Consider the following 15,208-nt stretch of genomic DNA (forward strand, 5'->3'; position numbering starts at 1 on the left):
TCACCGGCGGTCCGGCCGCAACTAGTAAAAGGGGGTATTGCGGACGTTTCGGAAGCTTGCTTCTCTGGAGTCCGTCGCCTGGCGCCACGGTCCTCACGGATCGCGGCGCCGACGCATGCGGCCACCACGCGGAGCGTGCTGGAACGCGAACGGCGACCCATCGTCCCCAACGTAAGAGGTTTTCGTGTCGTTCTCCGCCATCCGCCGCATCGCTTCCCCGAAGAAGGCCCTCACCGTGGCCGCCCTGGCCGCCGGTGTCGCCGGTGTCGCCCTCGGCGCCGCCCCCGCCCAGGCCGCGACGAACCCGTCGCCGTCCTCGGCGCAGTCCGTCGCGCACAAGATGATCCCGGACTCCGCGCAGTACCGCGCGTTCAGCAAGATCGTCGAGCACGAGAGCGGCTGGAACGTCTCGGCCCGCAACAGCTCCTCCGGCGCCTACGGCCTGGTCCAGGCGCTGCCGGCCTCCAAGATGTCCTCCGCCGGTTCCGACTGGAAGACCAACCCCAAGACCCAGATCAAGTGGGGCCTGGACTACATGAACTCCCGCTACGGCAGCCCCGTGCAGGCGTGGAACTTCTGGCAGTCCAACGGCTGGTACTGAGCCGCCGCCCGATCCGGGCCGTTCCTCCCGCCGGCCCGCCCGGCGCACGACCACCCGCGGTCGACGGCCCACCCCCCTTTCCTTCCCGCACCCTCGCCACCGCTCGGCGAGGGTGCGCGCGCATGTCCGCACCCTCCGCGTCCCGCCCCCGTGATCCACTGGTCCGGCCCCGCCCGCCCGACCGGAGGTGACGATGCCGACGCCGAAGCCGACGACCGCACCGGCTCCCGGGCTCCTGCGGCGCGGGATGCGGCTCCCCCTCGTCCTGCTCGTGCTGACCGTGGTGAGCGGGCTGATCGACGCCGTCGGCTATCTGGGCCTCGGCCGCGTCTTCACGGCCAACATGACCGGCAACGTGATCGTCCTCGGCTTCGCGGCCGTGGGCGCCCCCGGCTTCTCCGTACCGCTCACGGCCACCTCGCTCGGCTGCTTCCTGCTCGGCGCCGCCGCGGGCGGCAGACTGACGGCCCGCGTCCGCGGGGCGGCCCGGCCGCGCCGGACCCGGCAGACCCTCGCCGCGGAAGCCGTGCTGGTCGGCGCCGCGGCGGCGATCGCCTTCGCCCGGCCCGGGGAGCCGGGCGTCCGCTACGCGCTGATCGCGCTCACCGCGCTCGCCATGGGCCTGCGCAACGCGACCGTCCGCGCCCTGGGCGTCCCCGACCTGACCACCACCGTGCTGACGATGACGCTGACCGGCCTGGCCGCCGAGTCCCGCCTCGGCAGCGGCACCGGGCGGCGCTCCCCGCGCCGGGCGGCCGCCGTGCTGGCCATGTTCGGCGGCGCCTGCCTGGGGGCGTGGCTGGTCCTCCACCACGGCCTGGGCATCCCGCTGCTGCTCGCGGCACTCGTCTCGGCGGCGCTGGCGGCCCTCGCCTCGGACCGCGACTGAGCCGCCGCCCCGCCTCCCGCCCCGGCTCACTCGAACGAGGTACGTCCGGACGTGCGCCCGCTTGACGTTCCAGGGCCGCTCCGGCTCAGCGGGAGCCGACCCGCCGCTCCTCGGGCAGCGGTGCCCGCTGGGCCGGGGGCCGTCCGGTGCCGCGCTCCGGCACGACCCCGCGCGGCCCGATCAGTACGTAGCCGAGCGCGAAGCCGCCGCCCACGACCAGTGCGCCGCCGGCCGCGTCCAGCACCCAGTGGTTGGCGGTCGCCACGATCGCGGTGACGGTGAACAGCGGGTGCAGCAGGCCGAGCGCCTTCATCCACCAGCGCGGCGCGAGCACCGCGACGACCACCCCGCACCACAGCGACCAGCCGAAATGCAGCGAGGGCATCGCCGCGTACTGGTTGGTGATCGCGGTCATCGCGCCGTAGTCCGGGTTGGCGAGGTCCTGTGCGCCGTGGACGGTGTCGACGAAGCCGAGGCCCGGCATCAGGCGCGGCGGGGCCAGCGGGAACAGCCAGAAGCCGGTCAGCGCGAGCAGGGTGGTGAAGCCGAGGGAGGCGCGGGCCCAGCGGTAGTCGACCGGGCGGCGCCGGTAGAGGACGGCGAGCACGGCCAGGGGGACGACGAAGTGGAAGGACTCGTAGTAGAAGTCGAGAAGGCCGCGCAGCCACCCCGCCTGGACGACGGCGTGGTTCACGGCGTGCTCGATGTCGACGCGCAGGAACCGCTCGGCGGCGAGGACCATGCGGCCGTGGTGCTCGGCGGTGGCGCGGGCGGCCTCGTCGTCGCCGCCCGAGGCCGCGAGCCGCACCTGCTGGTAGGCGGCGTAGGTGACGCGGATGAGCAGCAGCTCCATCAGCAGGTTGGGCCGGGTCAGCGGGCGCCGCAGGAACGGCAGCAGCGGCACGTGCGCCGTCCGGGCCGGGACCTGGCGGGCGTACTCGGTGGGTACCGGGGCCGCGTAGGAGGGGGAGGTGCGGGAGAGGAAGGGGACGGCGGTGGCTGCGGCCAGGGCCGCGAGGAGGACGAGGTTGTCCCGCAGCGGGTACATCACCGGTGTGTTCGGCAGCATCATCGTCGCCGGAAGGGTGGTCACCAGGACCACCGCGACCGGCCAGACGGTACGGTCGGCGGCGCGCTCGCCGACCCGGCCGGCCACCGCGAGCAGCACCCACAGCGCCTGGTGCTGCCAGGTGGTCGGCGAGACGGCCACGGCGGCGCAGCCGGTCACGGCGACGGCGAGCAGCGGCTGCCCGTCCCGGGCGTAGCGCACGGCCCGGCGCAGCGCGAGGACGGCGACGGCGGAGCCGAGCAGCAGGAAGAGCGCGATCTCCGGCGGCCCGCTGAGGCCGGACCGGAGCAGGGCGCCGTGCAGGGACTGGTTGGCGAGGGCGTCGGCGCTGCCGCCGAGGCCGGCGCCCGCCATGTGGTGCACCCAGTAGGTGGCGGAGTCGCCGGGCATCGCCGCCCAGGCGAGCAGGGTGCCGCCCGCGAAGCCGGCGGCGGCGGCCCGCGCGGCCCGGCGGCGGCCGGTGCACCACAGCAGCGGGACGAAGAGCAGTACCGTCGGCTGGAGGGCGGCGGCCAGCCCGACGAGCGCGCCCCCGGCGCGTTCGCCGCGCACGGTGAGGCAGCCGAGCAGGACGAGCAGCACCGGGACGACGCTGGTCTGGCCGAGCCACAGGGTGGTGCGGACCGGCAGCGAGACCATGAGCAGGCTGACGGCGACCGGGGCGGCCAGCAGGGCGGTACGGCGCCCGACGGGGCGGGGCAGGGCGCGGGCGGCGACCAGGCCGAGGGCGGCGACCAGCAACAGGGTGCCGAAGGTCCAGCCCCAGCCGAGGGCCTGTTCGGCGGCGCGGGTGAGGGGCTTGAGGACCAGGCCGGCGAACGGGGTGCCGGTGAAGCGGGTGGAGTCGTAGAGGGAGCCGCGCACGTGCAGGACGCCCTGCGGGCCGACCCAGGTCTCCAGGTCGGTGAGGCGCCGGCCGCTCGGGCTGCCGAGGACGACGGCCACCTGCCGGGCCGCGAGGGTCGCGGCCAGCGCCCACAGGGCGAGCCGGGCGGCGCGCAGCCGCGCTCCGGGTCCGGACGCCGCGAGCGCGTCCGCCGGTCGTCCGCCGTGTTCCACGTCCACCACGCCCTGCGGCCTCCCGCCCCATCGCGTCCCCGCGCGTCACACGCACCGGGTTCCCGGCGAACCCTACGGGGCGCAAGGGCCCCTAAAAAGGACGCCGGAACCCAGGGGGCCGCCTTACGGACATCGTCTGTTTGTCCGGAACACGTCGGCCGACGGACGGCATGGTTTCCGGTCAGGGACGCGATATGGATCACATTATTGGTCGGGATCATGTACGGGTGACGGGGCAGACGTACCAGCGTAGACGCGGTTTCTTTGCAGAATGCAACGTTCCGCTCACGGGACGTAAGGGGCCGAAACTCTCCTATCGTCTCTTTTCTGCCTGACGCACGTCATCGCCGTCGTCGTCCGGCGTTGCCCGTGTCCCCGTCGAAAGGCAGGCGAGTTCCGTTTTGGCCGCCACCGCTGTCAGTCCCAGTCCGAAGACCCTTCGGACCTCGAAGGCCCAGGCAGAGCCCACGGTCACCGACCCCGCGCTCGTCAAGCGTGCCGTCAAGGCGGCCGCGCTCGGCAACGCGATGGAGTGGTTCGACTTCGGTGTCTACAGCTACATCGCCGTCACCCTCGGCAAAGTCTTCTTCCCTTCCGGGAACGCGACTGCACAGCTCCTCTCGACGTTCGGCGCCTTCGCGGCGGCCTTCCTCGTCCGGCCGCTCGGTGGCATGATCTTCGGCCCGCTGGGCGACCGGGTGGGCCGCCAGAAGGTCCTCGCCGTCACGATGATCATGATGGCCGCGGGCACCTTCGCCATCGGCCTGATCCCGTCGTACGCCTCGATCGGCGTCGGCGCGCCGCTGCTGCTGCTGGCGGCCCGCCTGGTGCAGGGCTTCTCCACCGGTGGTGAGTACGCGGGCGCCTCGACCTTCATCGCCGAGTACGCCCCGGACAAGAAGCGCGGCTTCCTCGGAAGCTGGCTGGAGTTCGGCACACTGGCCGGTTACATCGGCGGCGCCGGCCTGGTCACGCTGATGACGGCCCTGCTCTCCACGGACGACCTGCTCTCCTGGGGCTGGCGCATCCCGTTCCTGATCGCCGGTCCGATGGGCATCATCGGCCTCTACCTGCGCATGCGCCTGGAGGAGACCCCGGCGTTCGCCGCCGAGGTCGAGAAGGCCGAGACCAACCGGCCGAAGGTGCCGCTGCGCGAGATGGTCGCGGGCCAGTGGAAGTCGCTGCTGCTGTGCATGGGCCTGGTGCTCGTCTTCAACGTCACCGACTACATGCTGCTGTCGTACATGCCGAGCTTCCTCACCAGTGAGCTGAAGTACGACGAGACCCACGGTCTGCTGGTCGTGCTCGGTGTGATGGCCCTGATGATGATCGTCCAGCCGTTCGCGGGCGCCCTGACCGACCGTGTCGGCCGCCGTCCGGTGATCGCCGCGGGCTGCGCGGGCTTCCTGTTCCTCTCCGTGCCCGCGCTGCTGCTGATCCGCCAGGGCAGCCTGCTGGCCGTCGCGCTCGGCATGGGCGCGCTGGGTCTGCTGCTGGTCTGCTTCACCGCCGCGATGCCCGCCGCCCTGCCGGCGCTGTTCCCGACCCGGGTGCGCTACGGCTCGCTGTCGATCGGCTTCAACGTCTCGGTGTCCCTGTTCGGCGGCACGACCCCGCTGGTGGTCACCGCGCTGATCGGGGCGACCGGCAACCTGATGATGCCCGCGTACTACATGATGGCGGCCGCCGTCATCGGTGGTTTCGCGGTGTGGCGGATGAGCGAGTCCGCCGGCCGGCCGCTGCCGGGCTCCCCGCCCGCGGTGGAGGCGGCGAAGCAGTAGCTTCCTCCGCCGGAGGTGGGCGCGGGAACCGGACGAACGGTTCCCGCGCCCACTTCTGTCTTTCCGCCCTTCGGGGCCGCCGCGCTGGGATCATCCTCGGGGGACACCAAGGACCCCCCGCGGGGGTTTCGCGCAGACACTCGGAAAGGCAGCACACGCATGAGCGAGTCGCAGCGGTGGGACGACGTCGACCTCTACTTCACCAGCCGTCTCGCACCGGACGACGACGCCCTGCGGGCGGCCCTGCGCGACTCGGACGCGGCCGGGCTGCCGCCGATCGCGGTCACGCCCACCCAGGGCAAGTTCCTGCAGCTGCTCGCCCAGATCCAGGGCGCCCGCACGGTGCTGGAGATCGGCACCCTCGGGGGCTACAGCACCATCTGGCTGGCCCGCGCCCTCCCGGCGGACGGCCGCGTGGTCACGCTGGAGCACAGCGCGGAACACGCCGACGTGGCCGTCCGCAACATCGCGCGGGCGGGCCTGGACCGGATCGTGGACGTGCGCGTCGGCCCCGCCCTCGAGTCGCTGCCCAAGCTCGCCGACGAGAACCCGGCCCCCTTCGACCTGGTCTTCATCGACGCCGACAAGGGGAACAACCCGCACTACGTGGAGTGGGCCCTGCGCCTGTCCCGCACCGGCAGCCTGATCGTCCTCGACAACGTCGTCCGCGGCGGCCAGGTCGCCGACGCCACCAGTACCGACCCGGCCGTCACCGGCACCCGCTCCGCGATCGACCTCATCGCCACCCACCCCCGGCTGACCGGCACCGCCCTGCAGACGGTGGGCCCGAAGGGCTACGACGGCTTCGCGCTGGCCCGCGTCGTGGAGTAGCCCTTACCGCGGGGGCTCGTGGTAGAAGCCCACGTTCACGCTGCGGGGCGCGGTGCGGTCCTGGACGACCACCTCGCCCGAGCCGCCCCGGGGCAGCCGGACCGTGCCGCCGTACGGGACGGTCTGGGCGTACTCGCCGACGGTGAGCCGGACCTCCGAGGAGGGGTCGGCCTGGGAGCCGTGGAGCCAGGAGAGCTGCCAGCCCCCGTCGGGGCCGCAGAGGAACTCCAGGTGCACGCGGGAGACGAAGAGCCAGTCCTCGGGAGTGACGAGCCGGCACACGGCGCCGTCCCGGCCCACCCGCAGGGCGGCGCCCGGCTCGCTGGGCGCCTCCGCCATCGTCATGCCTGCCGTGGCACCCGCTTCCTCGCTGGAGACGGCGGCCATGGTGAGTTCGAGCACGCGTGTTCCCCCTGAAGCCTCCTGGTGCGGACACCAGATCGCCGCACCGCCGCCGCATGATAGAACGCCCGGCTCGCCCACGTCCGGCACAATGAGGGTCATGACCGAGCGAAAGCCACCGAGTGTCCCGTTCGAGTCCTGGGTCGACCATCAGATCGGTGCGGCCCAGCGCCGCGGCGCGTTCGACCGGCTGCAAGGGACGGGCGAGCCGCTGCCCGCCGGGCTGGAGTCCGGCTACGACGAGATGTGGTGGGTGAAGCGGAAGATGGCCCGCGAGGGCCTGGCCGTCCTGCCCCCGGCGCTCGCCCTGCGCAAGGAGGCCGAGGACGCCCTCGCGGCCGCGTACGCGGCCCCTTCGGAGCGTGCCGTCCGGGAGATCATCGCCGCGGTCAACGTCAAGATCAAGGACATGATGTTCCGGCCCCCGCCGGGTCCGCCGCTGGGGAAGAAGCCGTACGACGTGGACGAGGTGGTCGGCGAGTGGCGGCGGCGCCGCGAGGCGTCCTGAGCGCGGACAAACCGTTTGCCCCGGCCGGGCCCGCCCCGCTGGGATGACCCGTATGACGACGTGGACCATCGCCCCGGAACCGTACGACTCCCCCGTGGCCGCCGCCCTGTGGCGGGCGTACTACACCGAGGTCAGCGACCGCTGGTACCTCCTGCACGAGGGGCACCGCACCGGCCCGGCCGAGCTGGAGCGGGAGATCGCGGCCCGCACCGGCGCCGAACTCGCCCCGCCCGGCGGCGCGTTGCTGGTGGCCCGGTACGGTGGCGAACCGGCGGGCACGGCGGGCGTACGGCTGCTCGCCCCGGACACGGCGGAGCTGACCCGCGTCTTCCTGTCCCCGCACACGCGCGGCCTCGGCGGCGCGGCCCCGCTGGTCCGCGCCGCCGAGGAGGCCGCCCGCTCCCTGGGCGCCCGCCGGATGATCCTGGACACCCGCACCGACCTCGTGGAAGCCCGCACCCTGTACGCCCGGCTCGGCTACACGGAGACCGAACGGCACAACGAGGACCCGTACGCCGAGCACTGGTTCACCAAGGACCTCGGCCTCAAGCCGGCTTCCGCAGTTGCGGCCGCTCCCGCTCGGAGCCGCACAGCTCGGCGGTGAGTTCCTTCACCAACTGCACGAGATCCGTGGGCCGTCCGGGCTCCCACCAGTCCCCCAGCAGCTCGGACAGCGAGTCCTCGCGCGCCTTCGCCAGCCGCTCGGCGACCTCCGCCCCGGCCGGGGTGAGCGACAGCTCCAGCCCGTCGCGCGCGGCCAGCCGCCGTTCCTCGACCTGCCGCGCGGCGGCCAGCACCGTGCTGAGCGGCACCGGAGCGCGCTCGGCGAGCAGGTACGGCTCCACGGACCCGTACCTGCGCATCCGCAGCAGCATCCAGCTCGCGGCGGGCAGCAGGTCGTACCCGGCGCGGGCGGTGATCTCCTCGTAGATCTCCCGCCGCCCCTCGCGGGTGCCGAGCACGGACAGCGCGCGGCACACCTCGTCGTAGGAGGAGCGGTGGACCGGGTTGGGCGGGAGCGTCTCGGAGGCGTCGGGCGCGGTGACCGAGCCGCGCAGCCGGTCCTCCTTGAGGAACCAGGCCAGGACGAAGCCGGCGAACGCGACCGGGGCGGCGTAGAGGAAGACGTCGGTGATGGACGAGGAGAAGGCGTGCAGCGCGGCCGGGCGCAGCGGGGGCGGGAGGGCGCCGATGCCGCGCGGGTCGGCCTCCAGCGCGTCGGCGGACACGCCGGACGGCAGGCCGACGCCCCGGAACGCCTCCGTGAGCTTGTCGCCGAGGCGGCCGGAGAAGACGGTCCCGAAGATGGCGACGCCGAAGGAGGCGCCGATGGACCGGAAGAAGGTCGCGCCGGAGGTGGCGACGCCCAGGTCCTCGTAGGACACCGCGTTCTGCACGATGAGGACGAGCACCTGGAGGACCAGGCCGAGCCCGAGGCCGAAGACGAAGAAGTAGACGCTCATCTCCAGCGTGGAGCTGCGTTCGTCGAGCCGGTGGAGCAGGAGCAGTCCGAGGGCGGTGACGGCGGTGCCCGCGACCGGGAAGACCTTCCAGCGGCCGGTGCGGCTGACGATCTGCCCCGACACGGTCGACGTGAGCAGCAGCCCGATCACCATCGGCAGCATGTGCACGCCGGACATGGTGGGCGAGATGCCGTGCACGATCTGCAGGAAGGTCGGCAGATAGGTCATCGCGCCGAACATGGCGAAGCCGACGATGAAGCTGATCACGGCGGCGAGGGTGAAGGTGCGGATGCCGAACAGCTTGAGCGGCAGCACCGGTTCGGCGGCCCGCCGCTCCACGGCGACGAACGCGAGCGCGAGCAGCACGCCCAGGACGGCCAGCCCGACGATCTGCGCCGACGCCCACGGCCAGGTCGTCCCGCCGAGCGAGGCGACCAGCACCAGACAGGTGGCGACGGCGGCGATCAGCAGGGTGCCGAGGTAGTCGATGGTGTGCCGGGAGGCGCGGCGCGGGATGTGCAGGGCGGTGGCGATGACGACGAGCGCGACGATGCCGACGGGCAGGTTGACGTAGAACACCCAGCGCCAGCTGAGGTGTTCGGTGAACAGCCCGCCGAGCAGGGGTCCGAGCACGCTGGTCGCGCCGAACACCGCGCCGAACAGCCCCTGGTACCGGCCGCGTTCGCGGGGCGACACGATGTCGCCGACGATCGCCATGGACAGCACCATCAACCCGCCGCCGCCCAGGCCCTGCAGCGCCCGGAACCCGATGAGCTGGGGCATGTCCCGCGCCATCCCGCACAGCGCGGAGCCGACCAGGAAGATGACGATGGCGAGCTGGAACAGCCGCTTGCGCCCGTACTGGTCACCGAGCTTGCCCCACAGCGGGGTCGCCGCGGTGGAGGCCAGCAGGTAGGCGGTGACGACCCAGGACAGGTGCTCGAGCCCGCCGAGGTCGCTGACGATGGTCGGCAGCGCCGTCGACACGATGGTCTGGTCGAGCGCGGCGAGCAGCAGACCGAGCAGCAGGGCCCCGATGGAGACGAGGACGTTCCCGCTCACCTGCCCGCCCCGGCGCACCTCCTCGGCCGCGCCGTGCGTGTCCAGGGCCATGAGGACCTCCCGGGCTCGGTTGCCTACCCCCATGTTCGGCGGTGACGGAGGCCACGGCCTGTCGAGGAGGCGGGAGTCCGGCCCGGCTTGCGCGGCCGGTCAGCCGATGAGAAGGCGGACCGTGCCGTCCGGCCCGGACTCCATCCGGACCTCGGTGAGGTCCCGCACCCAGGCGTCCGGGCGGTGTTCGCCGGCCCGCGGCCCGACGCCCACGACCCGCATCCCGGCGGCGCGCCCGGCCGCGATGCCGGCGCCGGAGTCCTCGAAGACCACGCAGTCGGCGGGGTCGGCGCCGAGTTCCGCCGCGCCCTTGAGGAAGCCCTCGGGGTCGGGCTTGCTCGCGCCGACCGATTCGGCGGTGACCCGGACCGAGGGCAGCGGGAGTCCGGCGGCGGCCATGCGCGCGGTGGACAGGGCCACGTCGGCGGAGGTGACCAGGGCGTGCGGGACGTCGCGGAGGGCGGCGAGGAAGGCGGTGGCGCCGGGCACCTCGATCACGCCGTCCATGTCGGCGGTCTCCTCGGCGAGCATGCGGGCGTTGTCCGCGAGGTTCTCCTCGACGGGGCGGCCGGGGAGCAGCAGCGCCATGGAGGCGTGCCCCTGCCGGCCGTGCACGACGCTCATGACCTCGTCGCCGTCGAGCCCCTGGGCGGCGGCCCAGCGCCGCCAGATCCGTTCGACCACGGCGTCGGAGTTGACGAGGGTGCCGTCCATGTCGAGCAGGAGGGCGCGGGCGGTGAGTACGGCGGGCTCGGTGGCCATCGGCAGCTCCAGGGGCGCGGGTGCCCGGACGCGGGGCCCGGGGCGGGAAAGGGTGGGCCGTCGGGGTCCCTGACGGGGACAAGGCGGCCCCGCCCGCCGGTCAGGGGAAACGGGCGGGAGCCACTTTGTTTTCTCACGGTACAAAACGCGGACCGCATCCCGCCACCGCGCCTCCCGCGTGCGGCTCCGACGGGCTCAGCCGGCGGGCGGCTCCGGCGGGCTCAGCCGGCGGGCGGCTCCGGCGGGCTCAGCCGGCGATGGCCTCGTACAGGCTCCACACGCCGAGGCCGACCATCAGCAGGGCCGCGATCTGGGTGATCAGCCGCAGCGGGACGCGCTTCATCAGGGCCTTCCCGCCGACGATGCCGAGCCCGGCCACCGCCCACAGGCCGAGCACCGCGCCGAGGCCGACCGAGAGCGGGTCGTCGTAGCGGGCGGCGAGGTTGGCGGTCATGATCTGCGTGAGGTCGCCGAACTCGGCGACCAGGATGAGCATGAAGCCCGTGCCCGCGACCTTCCAGAAGGACTGGTCGGCGGGCTTCTTGATCTCCTCCTCGTCCTCGTCCCGCTTCAGCAGCAGCACGGCCGCGCCGCCGAGGAAGAGGACGCCGGTGAGGGCGTGCACGAGCTGCTGGGGCAGCAGGGTCAGCACGCTGCCCGCGGCGACGGCCAGCACGACGTGCACCAGGAAGGCGGCGGCGACACCGGCGAAGACGTACGAGGCGCGGTAGCGGGAGCCGAGGACGAGACCGGCGAGCGCGGTCTTGTCCGGCAGTTCGGCGAGGAAGATGACGCCGAAGACGAGCGCCGTCACGGTGATGCTGATCAAGGTTCCTCAATCGGTCGGGCCGCCCCGCCGAGAGTCGCGCACATCACGCGGGAGACGCCTCGGCACGGCAGCACACACGGCACCCGCGCCGGGGGGCACGGGCGTGCACTGCTTGCCGAAGGTCTCGCTGGCGGGTCCCGCGGGATTCCGCCTCCGGGCGCCGGCCCAGGCTCGCTGAGCAGTATGTCGACGGTCCGGCGAAGAGCTACTCCCCTTCTGCACCGTCCATCGTACGGGACGTGAAAGTTCCGTCATGAACCTTGTCGTGTCATGAGCGCGTCATTAGCTTCTAACCGGGCGCTCACCCCACCGCAACACCGCACGGCGAGCATTCCCCTGCCCGCGCGCCAAAACCCCCACCCCACAAGGGAGTTCATATGTTCCGCATGTCCCGCATGTCGCGGTTCTACGCGCGTCGACGGCTTGCCACCCTGGCCGCCGCCACCGGTCTGCTCGCCTCCGCCGCACTGGTCGACTCCCCCAGCGCGTCCGCCGCCCTGCCGACCCCGGTCAGCGGCGCCACCGCCCGCAGCTACCTCTCGCAGCTCACCGTGGCCACGGAGAACCGCACCGGCTACAGCCGGGACCTGTTCCCGACCTGGATCACCATCAGCGGCACCTGCAACACGCGCGAGTACATACTCAAGCGGGACGGGACGAACGTGACCACCGACTCCGCGTGCGTGGCGACCGGCGGCAGCTGGTACTCGCCCTACGACGGGGCGACCTGGAGCTCGGCCTCCGACGTGGACATCGACCACGTCGTCCCGCTGGCCGAGGCGTGGGACTCCGGCGCGAGCAAGTGGACGACGGCCCAGCGCCAGGGCCTCGCCAACGACGTCACCCGCCCCCAGCTCATCGCGGTCACGGACAACGTCAACCAGTCCAAGGGCGACCAGGACCCGGCCACCTGGATGCCGAGCCAGTCCTCGTACCGCTGCACCTACGTCCGCGCCTGGGTGCAGGTGAAGTACTACTACAACCTCTCGGTGGACTCGGCGGAGAAGAGCGCGCTGACGAACTACCTGTCGGGCTGCTGACCGAACCCGCCGCACGACGGCCCGCCCCCGCCATCCGGCCGGGGGCGGGCCGTCGCCGTTTCCGATCATGGCTGAATGTTGAACTTGCAAGTACGTGTGAGGCATACCTAACCTGTCCTCTCGTTCGGTACCCGCCGCCCCACCTCCGGCCCCGAAAAAGGAGACCTCCCCCCATGTCCACACGTCTCGACGCCGCCCGGCCCTACGCGCTCGGGCTCTTCCGCATCGTCATCGGCCTGCTGTTCGCCGCGCACGGCGCCGCCTCGCTCTTCGGTGTCCTCGGCGGTGCCATGGGCACCCGCGGCGGCACCATCGAGGCGGGCGCGTGGCCCGGCTGGTACGCGGCGGTGATCCAGCTCGTCGCCGGCGGCCTGGTCCTGCTGGGCCTCGGCACGCGCGGTGCCGCCCTGATCGCCTCCGGGTCGATGGCGTTCGCCTACTTCGACGTCCACCAGCAGGTGGCGCTGTGGCCCATCCAGAACGGCGGCGAGCTGTCGGTCCTGTTCTGCTGGACCTTCCTCCTGCTGGTCTTCACGGGGTCGGGCGCGTTCGGCCTGGACCGGGTGGTGGCGTCCCGGCGGGCGACGCCCGCGAAGGAGCGGACGCCGGAGCCGATAGCGGCCTGAGCACCGGCACGCGCGACGGGCGGCACCTCACCGGTGTGCCGCCCGTCGCGCGTGACCTCGCCCTGTGCGCCGGGGACCTCTTCTCCCCCGCCCGCTCTACTCGGTGACCCACCCGAAGGGCACCGTGAAGCAGGCGACACGGGCCGCGCCGTCGCCGGGGCGGTCCTGGATCACCACGGACGCGGCCTCGCCGCGCCGCAGCCCCCAGTCGTGGCGGACGCTCGCGGCACCCGCCCCCCGGTCGTCGGTGGTGAGGTCGAGGCGGACCTCGTTGTCACCGGCGGCGCCGGGCACGTTCTCGTAGCGGGCACCGGCGTCGGCCGGGAGGGCGCCGCAGGGGCGCTCGTGGACGTAGGCCCCGAAGGAGTGACCGGGGCGCACACCGGTCAGGCGCAGCTCGACGGTGGTGACGCCGCCCGCGGCGGTGTGCTGACGCACCCGGACCGAGGCGGCGGCCGGGACGTAGGACTGGTCGTACGTCACCGCGGCCGAGGGGATGAACGCCGCGGGCGGCGCGAACCGGCCCTCGGCGTCGACGGTGTACCCCCCGGCGGCGGCGCCCACCAGCACCGCGGCCGCGCTCAGGGTCGCCAGCATGACCACACCTTCTCTCCCGTAACCGTATGTGCTCCCCACACGTTGGTACGGGACATGAGCCCCGCCCGCCCCATGGGTGCGCCGCACGGGTGAAACGCGAAGTACGCGACTGTACGACGGTGGCTGACGTGAACATGTTGTGATGATCACTTGATCCCCCCATGAACCTCCCGTCACCGGTCAGGCGTACGCTGTATGGCTGTAATCGGGGGAACGACGGGGAGTCATCGTGCTGGAGAGCGTGGGGTCACTGGCGGCCGGTCCATGGATCTACGCCGTGGTGGCCGTCTCGGTCCTGCTCGACGTGTTCGTGCCGGTGCTGCCCAGCGGCGTCCTGGTCATCGCGGCCGCCACCGCGGCGGCGGCCGGCACCGGCGCGGCCGCGGGCGAGGTCCCGCACGACGTGCCGGACCTCCTGGTCCTGATCCTGCTGGCCGCGACGGCGTCCGTACTGGGCGACCTGGTCGCGTACCGGCTGGCCTGGCGCGGCGGCGAGAGGCTGGACCGCGCCATCGCCCGCTCCCGGCGGCTGACCACGGCGCAGGAACGTCTCGGCGAGGCGCTGTCGCGGGGCGGCGGCGCACTGGTCGTGCTCGCGCGCTTCGCCCCCGCCGGACGCTCGGTCGTCTCCTTCTGCGCGGGCGCCGCCCACCGCCGCGCCCGCGACTTCGTCCCCTGGTCCGCCCTCGCGGGCCTCTCCTGGGCCGCCTACAGCGCGGCCCTCGGCTACTGGGGCACCCGCTGGCTGGGCACGGCCTGGCTGGCGACGGCCGTGTCGGTGGCGGCCCTGTGCGGGGCCGGCGCGGCGGCGGCGTACCTCATGCGGCGCCGGCCGACCGAATCCTGAGGGAACGGCTCACGGCTCCTGCCGTACGGGCCTGCCCCGCACCTCCAGGCTGTCCAGCAGCTCCGCCGTGGCCAGGGTGACGGCGTCCACGGCACGGTCGAACGCCTCGCGGTTGTGCGCGGCGGGGGCCCGGAAGCCCGAGACCTTGCGTACGTACTGCAGCGCGGCGGCGCGGATGTCGTCCTCGGTGGCCTCACCGGGCAACACCGGCGGCCGCAACGTCTTGATACTCCGGCACATGCCTCCAGTGTCCTCCACCGGCGCCGCGCACCTGAACTCGGCGCGGCCGGGGGCGCGTTGCGGTGCGGCGGGGAAGCGGGGCGGCCGCGTCGGCCGGGTGCACTCGTTCGAATGAACTCCCCGGCGAAGCTCGCCTCTCAAATTCGAACAGGCGTACCATTGCGCTGTGCCTGCGTCCCATGAATTCCCCAGTGACCTGCTCGCCGGGCAGGAGGAGCTGCATCAGGTCAGGGCCGAGCTGTCGGCCCTGCTCAAGCGGCTGCCCTGGTCGGTCGCCCCGCTGGACGGCTTCACCGACGACACCGGCTGGCGCAGGATCGAACGCCCCGCGTCCCCCGGCTGGTCCGCCGACGAGCAGGCCGAGGTGGAGAAACTCCGCCGCCGCGAACACGAACTGGCCGTCTTCATCACCGGCCACCGGTTCTGGACCGAGGTGGCGGCACCGGACCGCGTCCGGGCCCGCGCGGAACTGAAGCACGCCCGTGAGGACGAGAAGGACGAGTGATGCCGAAAGGCCCCCGCCGACACCGGTCGAGGGGGCCTTGAGCGGG

The 15,208-nt window shown here is 73.0% G+C and carries 17 protein-coding genes; 10 read left to right on the forward strand and 7 right to left on the reverse strand.

Annotated elements, in window-relative coordinates:
- Positions 1 to 184 precede the first annotated feature (184 nt).
- On the forward strand, positions 185 to 601 hold the full coding sequence (locus ABZ898_RS18690; protein ID WP_361659603.1) for a transglycosylase SLT domain-containing protein: 417 nt from the start codon (positions 185 to 187) through the stop codon (positions 599 to 601).
- A gap of 193 nt (positions 602 to 794) precedes the next feature.
- Entirely contained in the window at positions 795 to 1,490 is a 696-nt protein-coding gene (locus ABZ898_RS18695; protein WP_361659606.1) for a YoaK family protein, read from the forward strand.
- Between the two features lie 85 nt (positions 1,491 to 1,575).
- Here the strand turns inward: ABZ898_RS18695 and ABZ898_RS18700 are convergent, their stop codons facing one another.
- The gene (locus tag ABZ898_RS18700) at positions 1,576 to 3,627 is read right to left on the reverse strand and encodes a bifunctional glycosyltransferase 87/phosphatase PAP2 family protein (protein WP_361659609.1); all 2,052 of its coding nucleotides are present in this window, start codon (positions 3,625 to 3,627) and stop codon (positions 1,576 to 1,578) included.
- A 392-nt stretch (positions 3,628 to 4,019) separates the two neighbouring features.
- Here ABZ898_RS18700 and proP point away from each other — a divergent pair, with 392 nt between their 5' ends.
- Together proP and ABZ898_RS18710 are read left to right on the forward strand one after the other, a co-directional pair.
- Positions 4,020 to 5,399 carry a glycine betaine/L-proline transporter ProP gene (gene proP, locus ABZ898_RS18705; RefSeq protein WP_361659612.1) on the forward strand — a complete coding sequence of 460 codons (1,380 nt, stop codon included), beginning with the start codon at positions 4,020 to 4,022 and terminating at the stop codon, positions 5,397 to 5,399.
- Between the two features lie 159 nt (positions 5,400 to 5,558).
- Positions 5,559 to 6,230 (forward strand): O-methyltransferase, encoded by a 672-nt coding sequence (locus ABZ898_RS18710; protein WP_361659615.1) that lies wholly within the window; start codon positions 5,559 to 5,561, stop codon positions 6,228 to 6,230.
- A 3-nt stretch (positions 6,231 to 6,233) separates the two neighbouring features.
- Here ABZ898_RS18710 and ABZ898_RS18715 read toward each other — a convergent pair whose 3' ends face one another.
- On the reverse strand, positions 6,234 to 6,632 hold the full coding sequence (locus ABZ898_RS18715) for a hypothetical protein (protein ID WP_361659618.1): 399 nt from the start codon (positions 6,630 to 6,632) through the stop codon (positions 6,234 to 6,236).
- Between the two features lie 100 nt (positions 6,633 to 6,732).
- Here ABZ898_RS18715 and ABZ898_RS18720 point away from each other — a divergent pair, with 100 nt between their 5' ends.
- Positions 6,733 to 7,140 carry a DUF1992 domain-containing protein gene (locus tag ABZ898_RS18720; RefSeq protein WP_361659621.1) on the forward strand — a complete coding sequence of 136 codons (408 nt, stop codon included), beginning with the start codon at positions 6,733 to 6,735 and terminating at the stop codon, positions 7,138 to 7,140.
- Positions 7,141 to 7,192: 52 nt separating this feature from the next.
- Positions 7,193 to 7,744 (forward strand): GNAT family N-acetyltransferase, encoded by a 552-nt coding sequence (locus ABZ898_RS18725; RefSeq protein ID WP_361659624.1) that lies wholly within the window; start codon positions 7,193 to 7,195, stop codon positions 7,742 to 7,744.
- Here ABZ898_RS18725 and ABZ898_RS18730 read toward each other — a convergent pair.
- The 3 genes from ABZ898_RS18730 to ABZ898_RS18740 all read right to left on the reverse strand — a co-directional run bounded on the left by ABZ898_RS18730 (position 7,686) and on the right by ABZ898_RS18740 (position 11,307).
- On the reverse strand, positions 7,686 to 9,716 hold the full coding sequence (locus ABZ898_RS18730) for an MDR family MFS transporter (RefSeq protein WP_361659627.1): 2,031 nt from the start codon (positions 9,714 to 9,716) through the stop codon (positions 7,686 to 7,688). The genes ABZ898_RS18725 and ABZ898_RS18730 overlap by 59 nt on opposite strands.
- A gap of 99 nt (positions 9,717 to 9,815) precedes the next feature.
- Positions 9,816 to 10,478 (reverse strand): HAD-IA family hydrolase, encoded by a 663-nt coding sequence (locus tag ABZ898_RS18735; protein WP_361659630.1) that lies wholly within the window; start codon positions 10,476 to 10,478, stop codon positions 9,816 to 9,818.
- 247 nt (positions 10,479 to 10,725) lie between these two features.
- On the reverse strand, positions 10,726 to 11,307 hold the full coding sequence (locus ABZ898_RS18740; protein WP_361659632.1) for a TMEM165/GDT1 family protein: 582 nt from the start codon (positions 11,305 to 11,307) through the stop codon (positions 10,726 to 10,728).
- 395 nt (positions 11,308 to 11,702) lie between these two features.
- Here ABZ898_RS18740 and ABZ898_RS18745 point away from each other — a divergent pair, with 395 nt between their 5' ends.
- Together ABZ898_RS18745 and ABZ898_RS18750 are read left to right on the forward strand one after the other, a co-directional pair.
- The gene (locus ABZ898_RS18745) at positions 11,703 to 12,347 is read left to right on the forward strand and encodes an HNH endonuclease family protein (protein ID WP_361660103.1); all 645 of its coding nucleotides are present in this window, start codon (positions 11,703 to 11,705) and stop codon (positions 12,345 to 12,347) included.
- Between the two features lie 173 nt (positions 12,348 to 12,520).
- A complete protein-coding gene (locus ABZ898_RS18750) occupies positions 12,521 to 12,973 on the forward strand; it encodes a DoxX family protein (protein ID WP_361659635.1) in 453 nt (150 codons plus the stop codon).
- Between the two features lie 96 nt (positions 12,974 to 13,069).
- Here the strand turns inward: ABZ898_RS18750 and ABZ898_RS18755 are convergent, their stop codons facing one another.
- On the reverse strand, positions 13,070 to 13,570 hold the full coding sequence (locus tag ABZ898_RS18755) for a superoxide dismutase family protein (RefSeq protein ID WP_361659638.1): 501 nt from the start codon (positions 13,568 to 13,570) through the stop codon (positions 13,070 to 13,072).
- A gap of 229 nt (positions 13,571 to 13,799) precedes the next feature.
- On the opposite strand from ABZ898_RS18755, the gene ABZ898_RS18760 reads away from it, so the two are divergent.
- Positions 13,800 to 14,417, forward strand: a complete 618-nt coding sequence (locus ABZ898_RS18760) for a VTT domain-containing protein (RefSeq protein WP_361659641.1) — start codon at positions 13,800 to 13,802, stop codon at positions 14,415 to 14,417.
- A gap of 9 nt (positions 14,418 to 14,426) precedes the next feature.
- Here ABZ898_RS18760 and ABZ898_RS18765 read toward each other — a convergent pair whose 3' ends face one another.
- Positions 14,427 to 14,657: a DUF2277 domain-containing protein gene (locus tag ABZ898_RS18765; RefSeq protein WP_361659644.1), complete on the reverse strand. Its 231-nt coding sequence runs from the start codon at positions 14,655 to 14,657 to the stop codon at positions 14,427 to 14,429.
- A 166-nt stretch (positions 14,658 to 14,823) separates the two neighbouring features.
- On the opposite strand from ABZ898_RS18765, the gene ABZ898_RS18770 reads away from it, so the two are divergent.
- On the forward strand, positions 14,824 to 15,162 hold the full coding sequence (locus ABZ898_RS18770) for a hypothetical protein (protein WP_361659648.1): 339 nt from the start codon (positions 14,824 to 14,826) through the stop codon (positions 15,160 to 15,162).
- Positions 15,163 to 15,208: the final 46 nt, after the last annotated feature.

The organism is Streptomyces sp. NPDC046860 (assembly GCF_040645115.1).
Lineage (GTDB): Bacteria > Actinomycetota > Actinomycetes > Streptomycetales > Streptomycetaceae > Streptomyces.

Bases quoted from the DNA above. Each gene is read 5' to 3' on its own strand.
- ABZ898_RS18695 (WP_361659606.1), top strand. From the start codon at position 795: ATGCCGACGCCGAAGCCGACGACCGCACCGGCTCCCGGGCTCCTGCGG.
- ABZ898_RS18710 (WP_361659615.1), top strand. From the start codon at position 5,559: ATGAGCGAGTCGCAGCGGTGGGACGACGTCGACCTCTACTTCACCAGC.
- ABZ898_RS18720 (WP_361659621.1), top strand. From the start codon at position 6,733: ATGACCGAGCGAAAGCCACCGAGTGTCCCGTTCGAGTCCTGGGTCGAC.
- ABZ898_RS18725 (WP_361659624.1), top strand. From the start codon at position 7,193: ATGACGACGTGGACCATCGCCCCGGAACCGTACGACTCCCCCGTGGCC.
- ABZ898_RS18730 (WP_361659627.1), bottom strand. From the start codon at position 9,716: ATGGCCCTGGACACGCACGGCGCGGCCGAGGAGGTGCGCCGGGGCGGG.
- ABZ898_RS18735 (WP_361659630.1), bottom strand. From the start codon at position 10,478: ATGGCCACCGAGCCCGCCGTACTCACCGCCCGCGCCCTCCTGCTCGAC.
- ABZ898_RS18745 (WP_361660103.1), top strand. From the start codon at position 11,703: ATGTCGCGGTTCTACGCGCGTCGACGGCTTGCCACCCTGGCCGCCGCC.
- ABZ898_RS18750 (WP_361659635.1), top strand. From the start codon at position 12,521: ATGTCCACACGTCTCGACGCCGCCCGGCCCTACGCGCTCGGGCTCTTC.
- ABZ898_RS18755 (WP_361659638.1), bottom strand. From the start codon at position 13,570: ATGCTGGCGACCCTGAGCGCGGCCGCGGTGCTGGTGGGCGCCGCCGCC.
- ABZ898_RS18765 (WP_361659644.1), bottom strand. From the start codon at position 14,657: ATGTGCCGGAGTATCAAGACGTTGCGGCCGCCGGTGTTGCCCGGTGAG.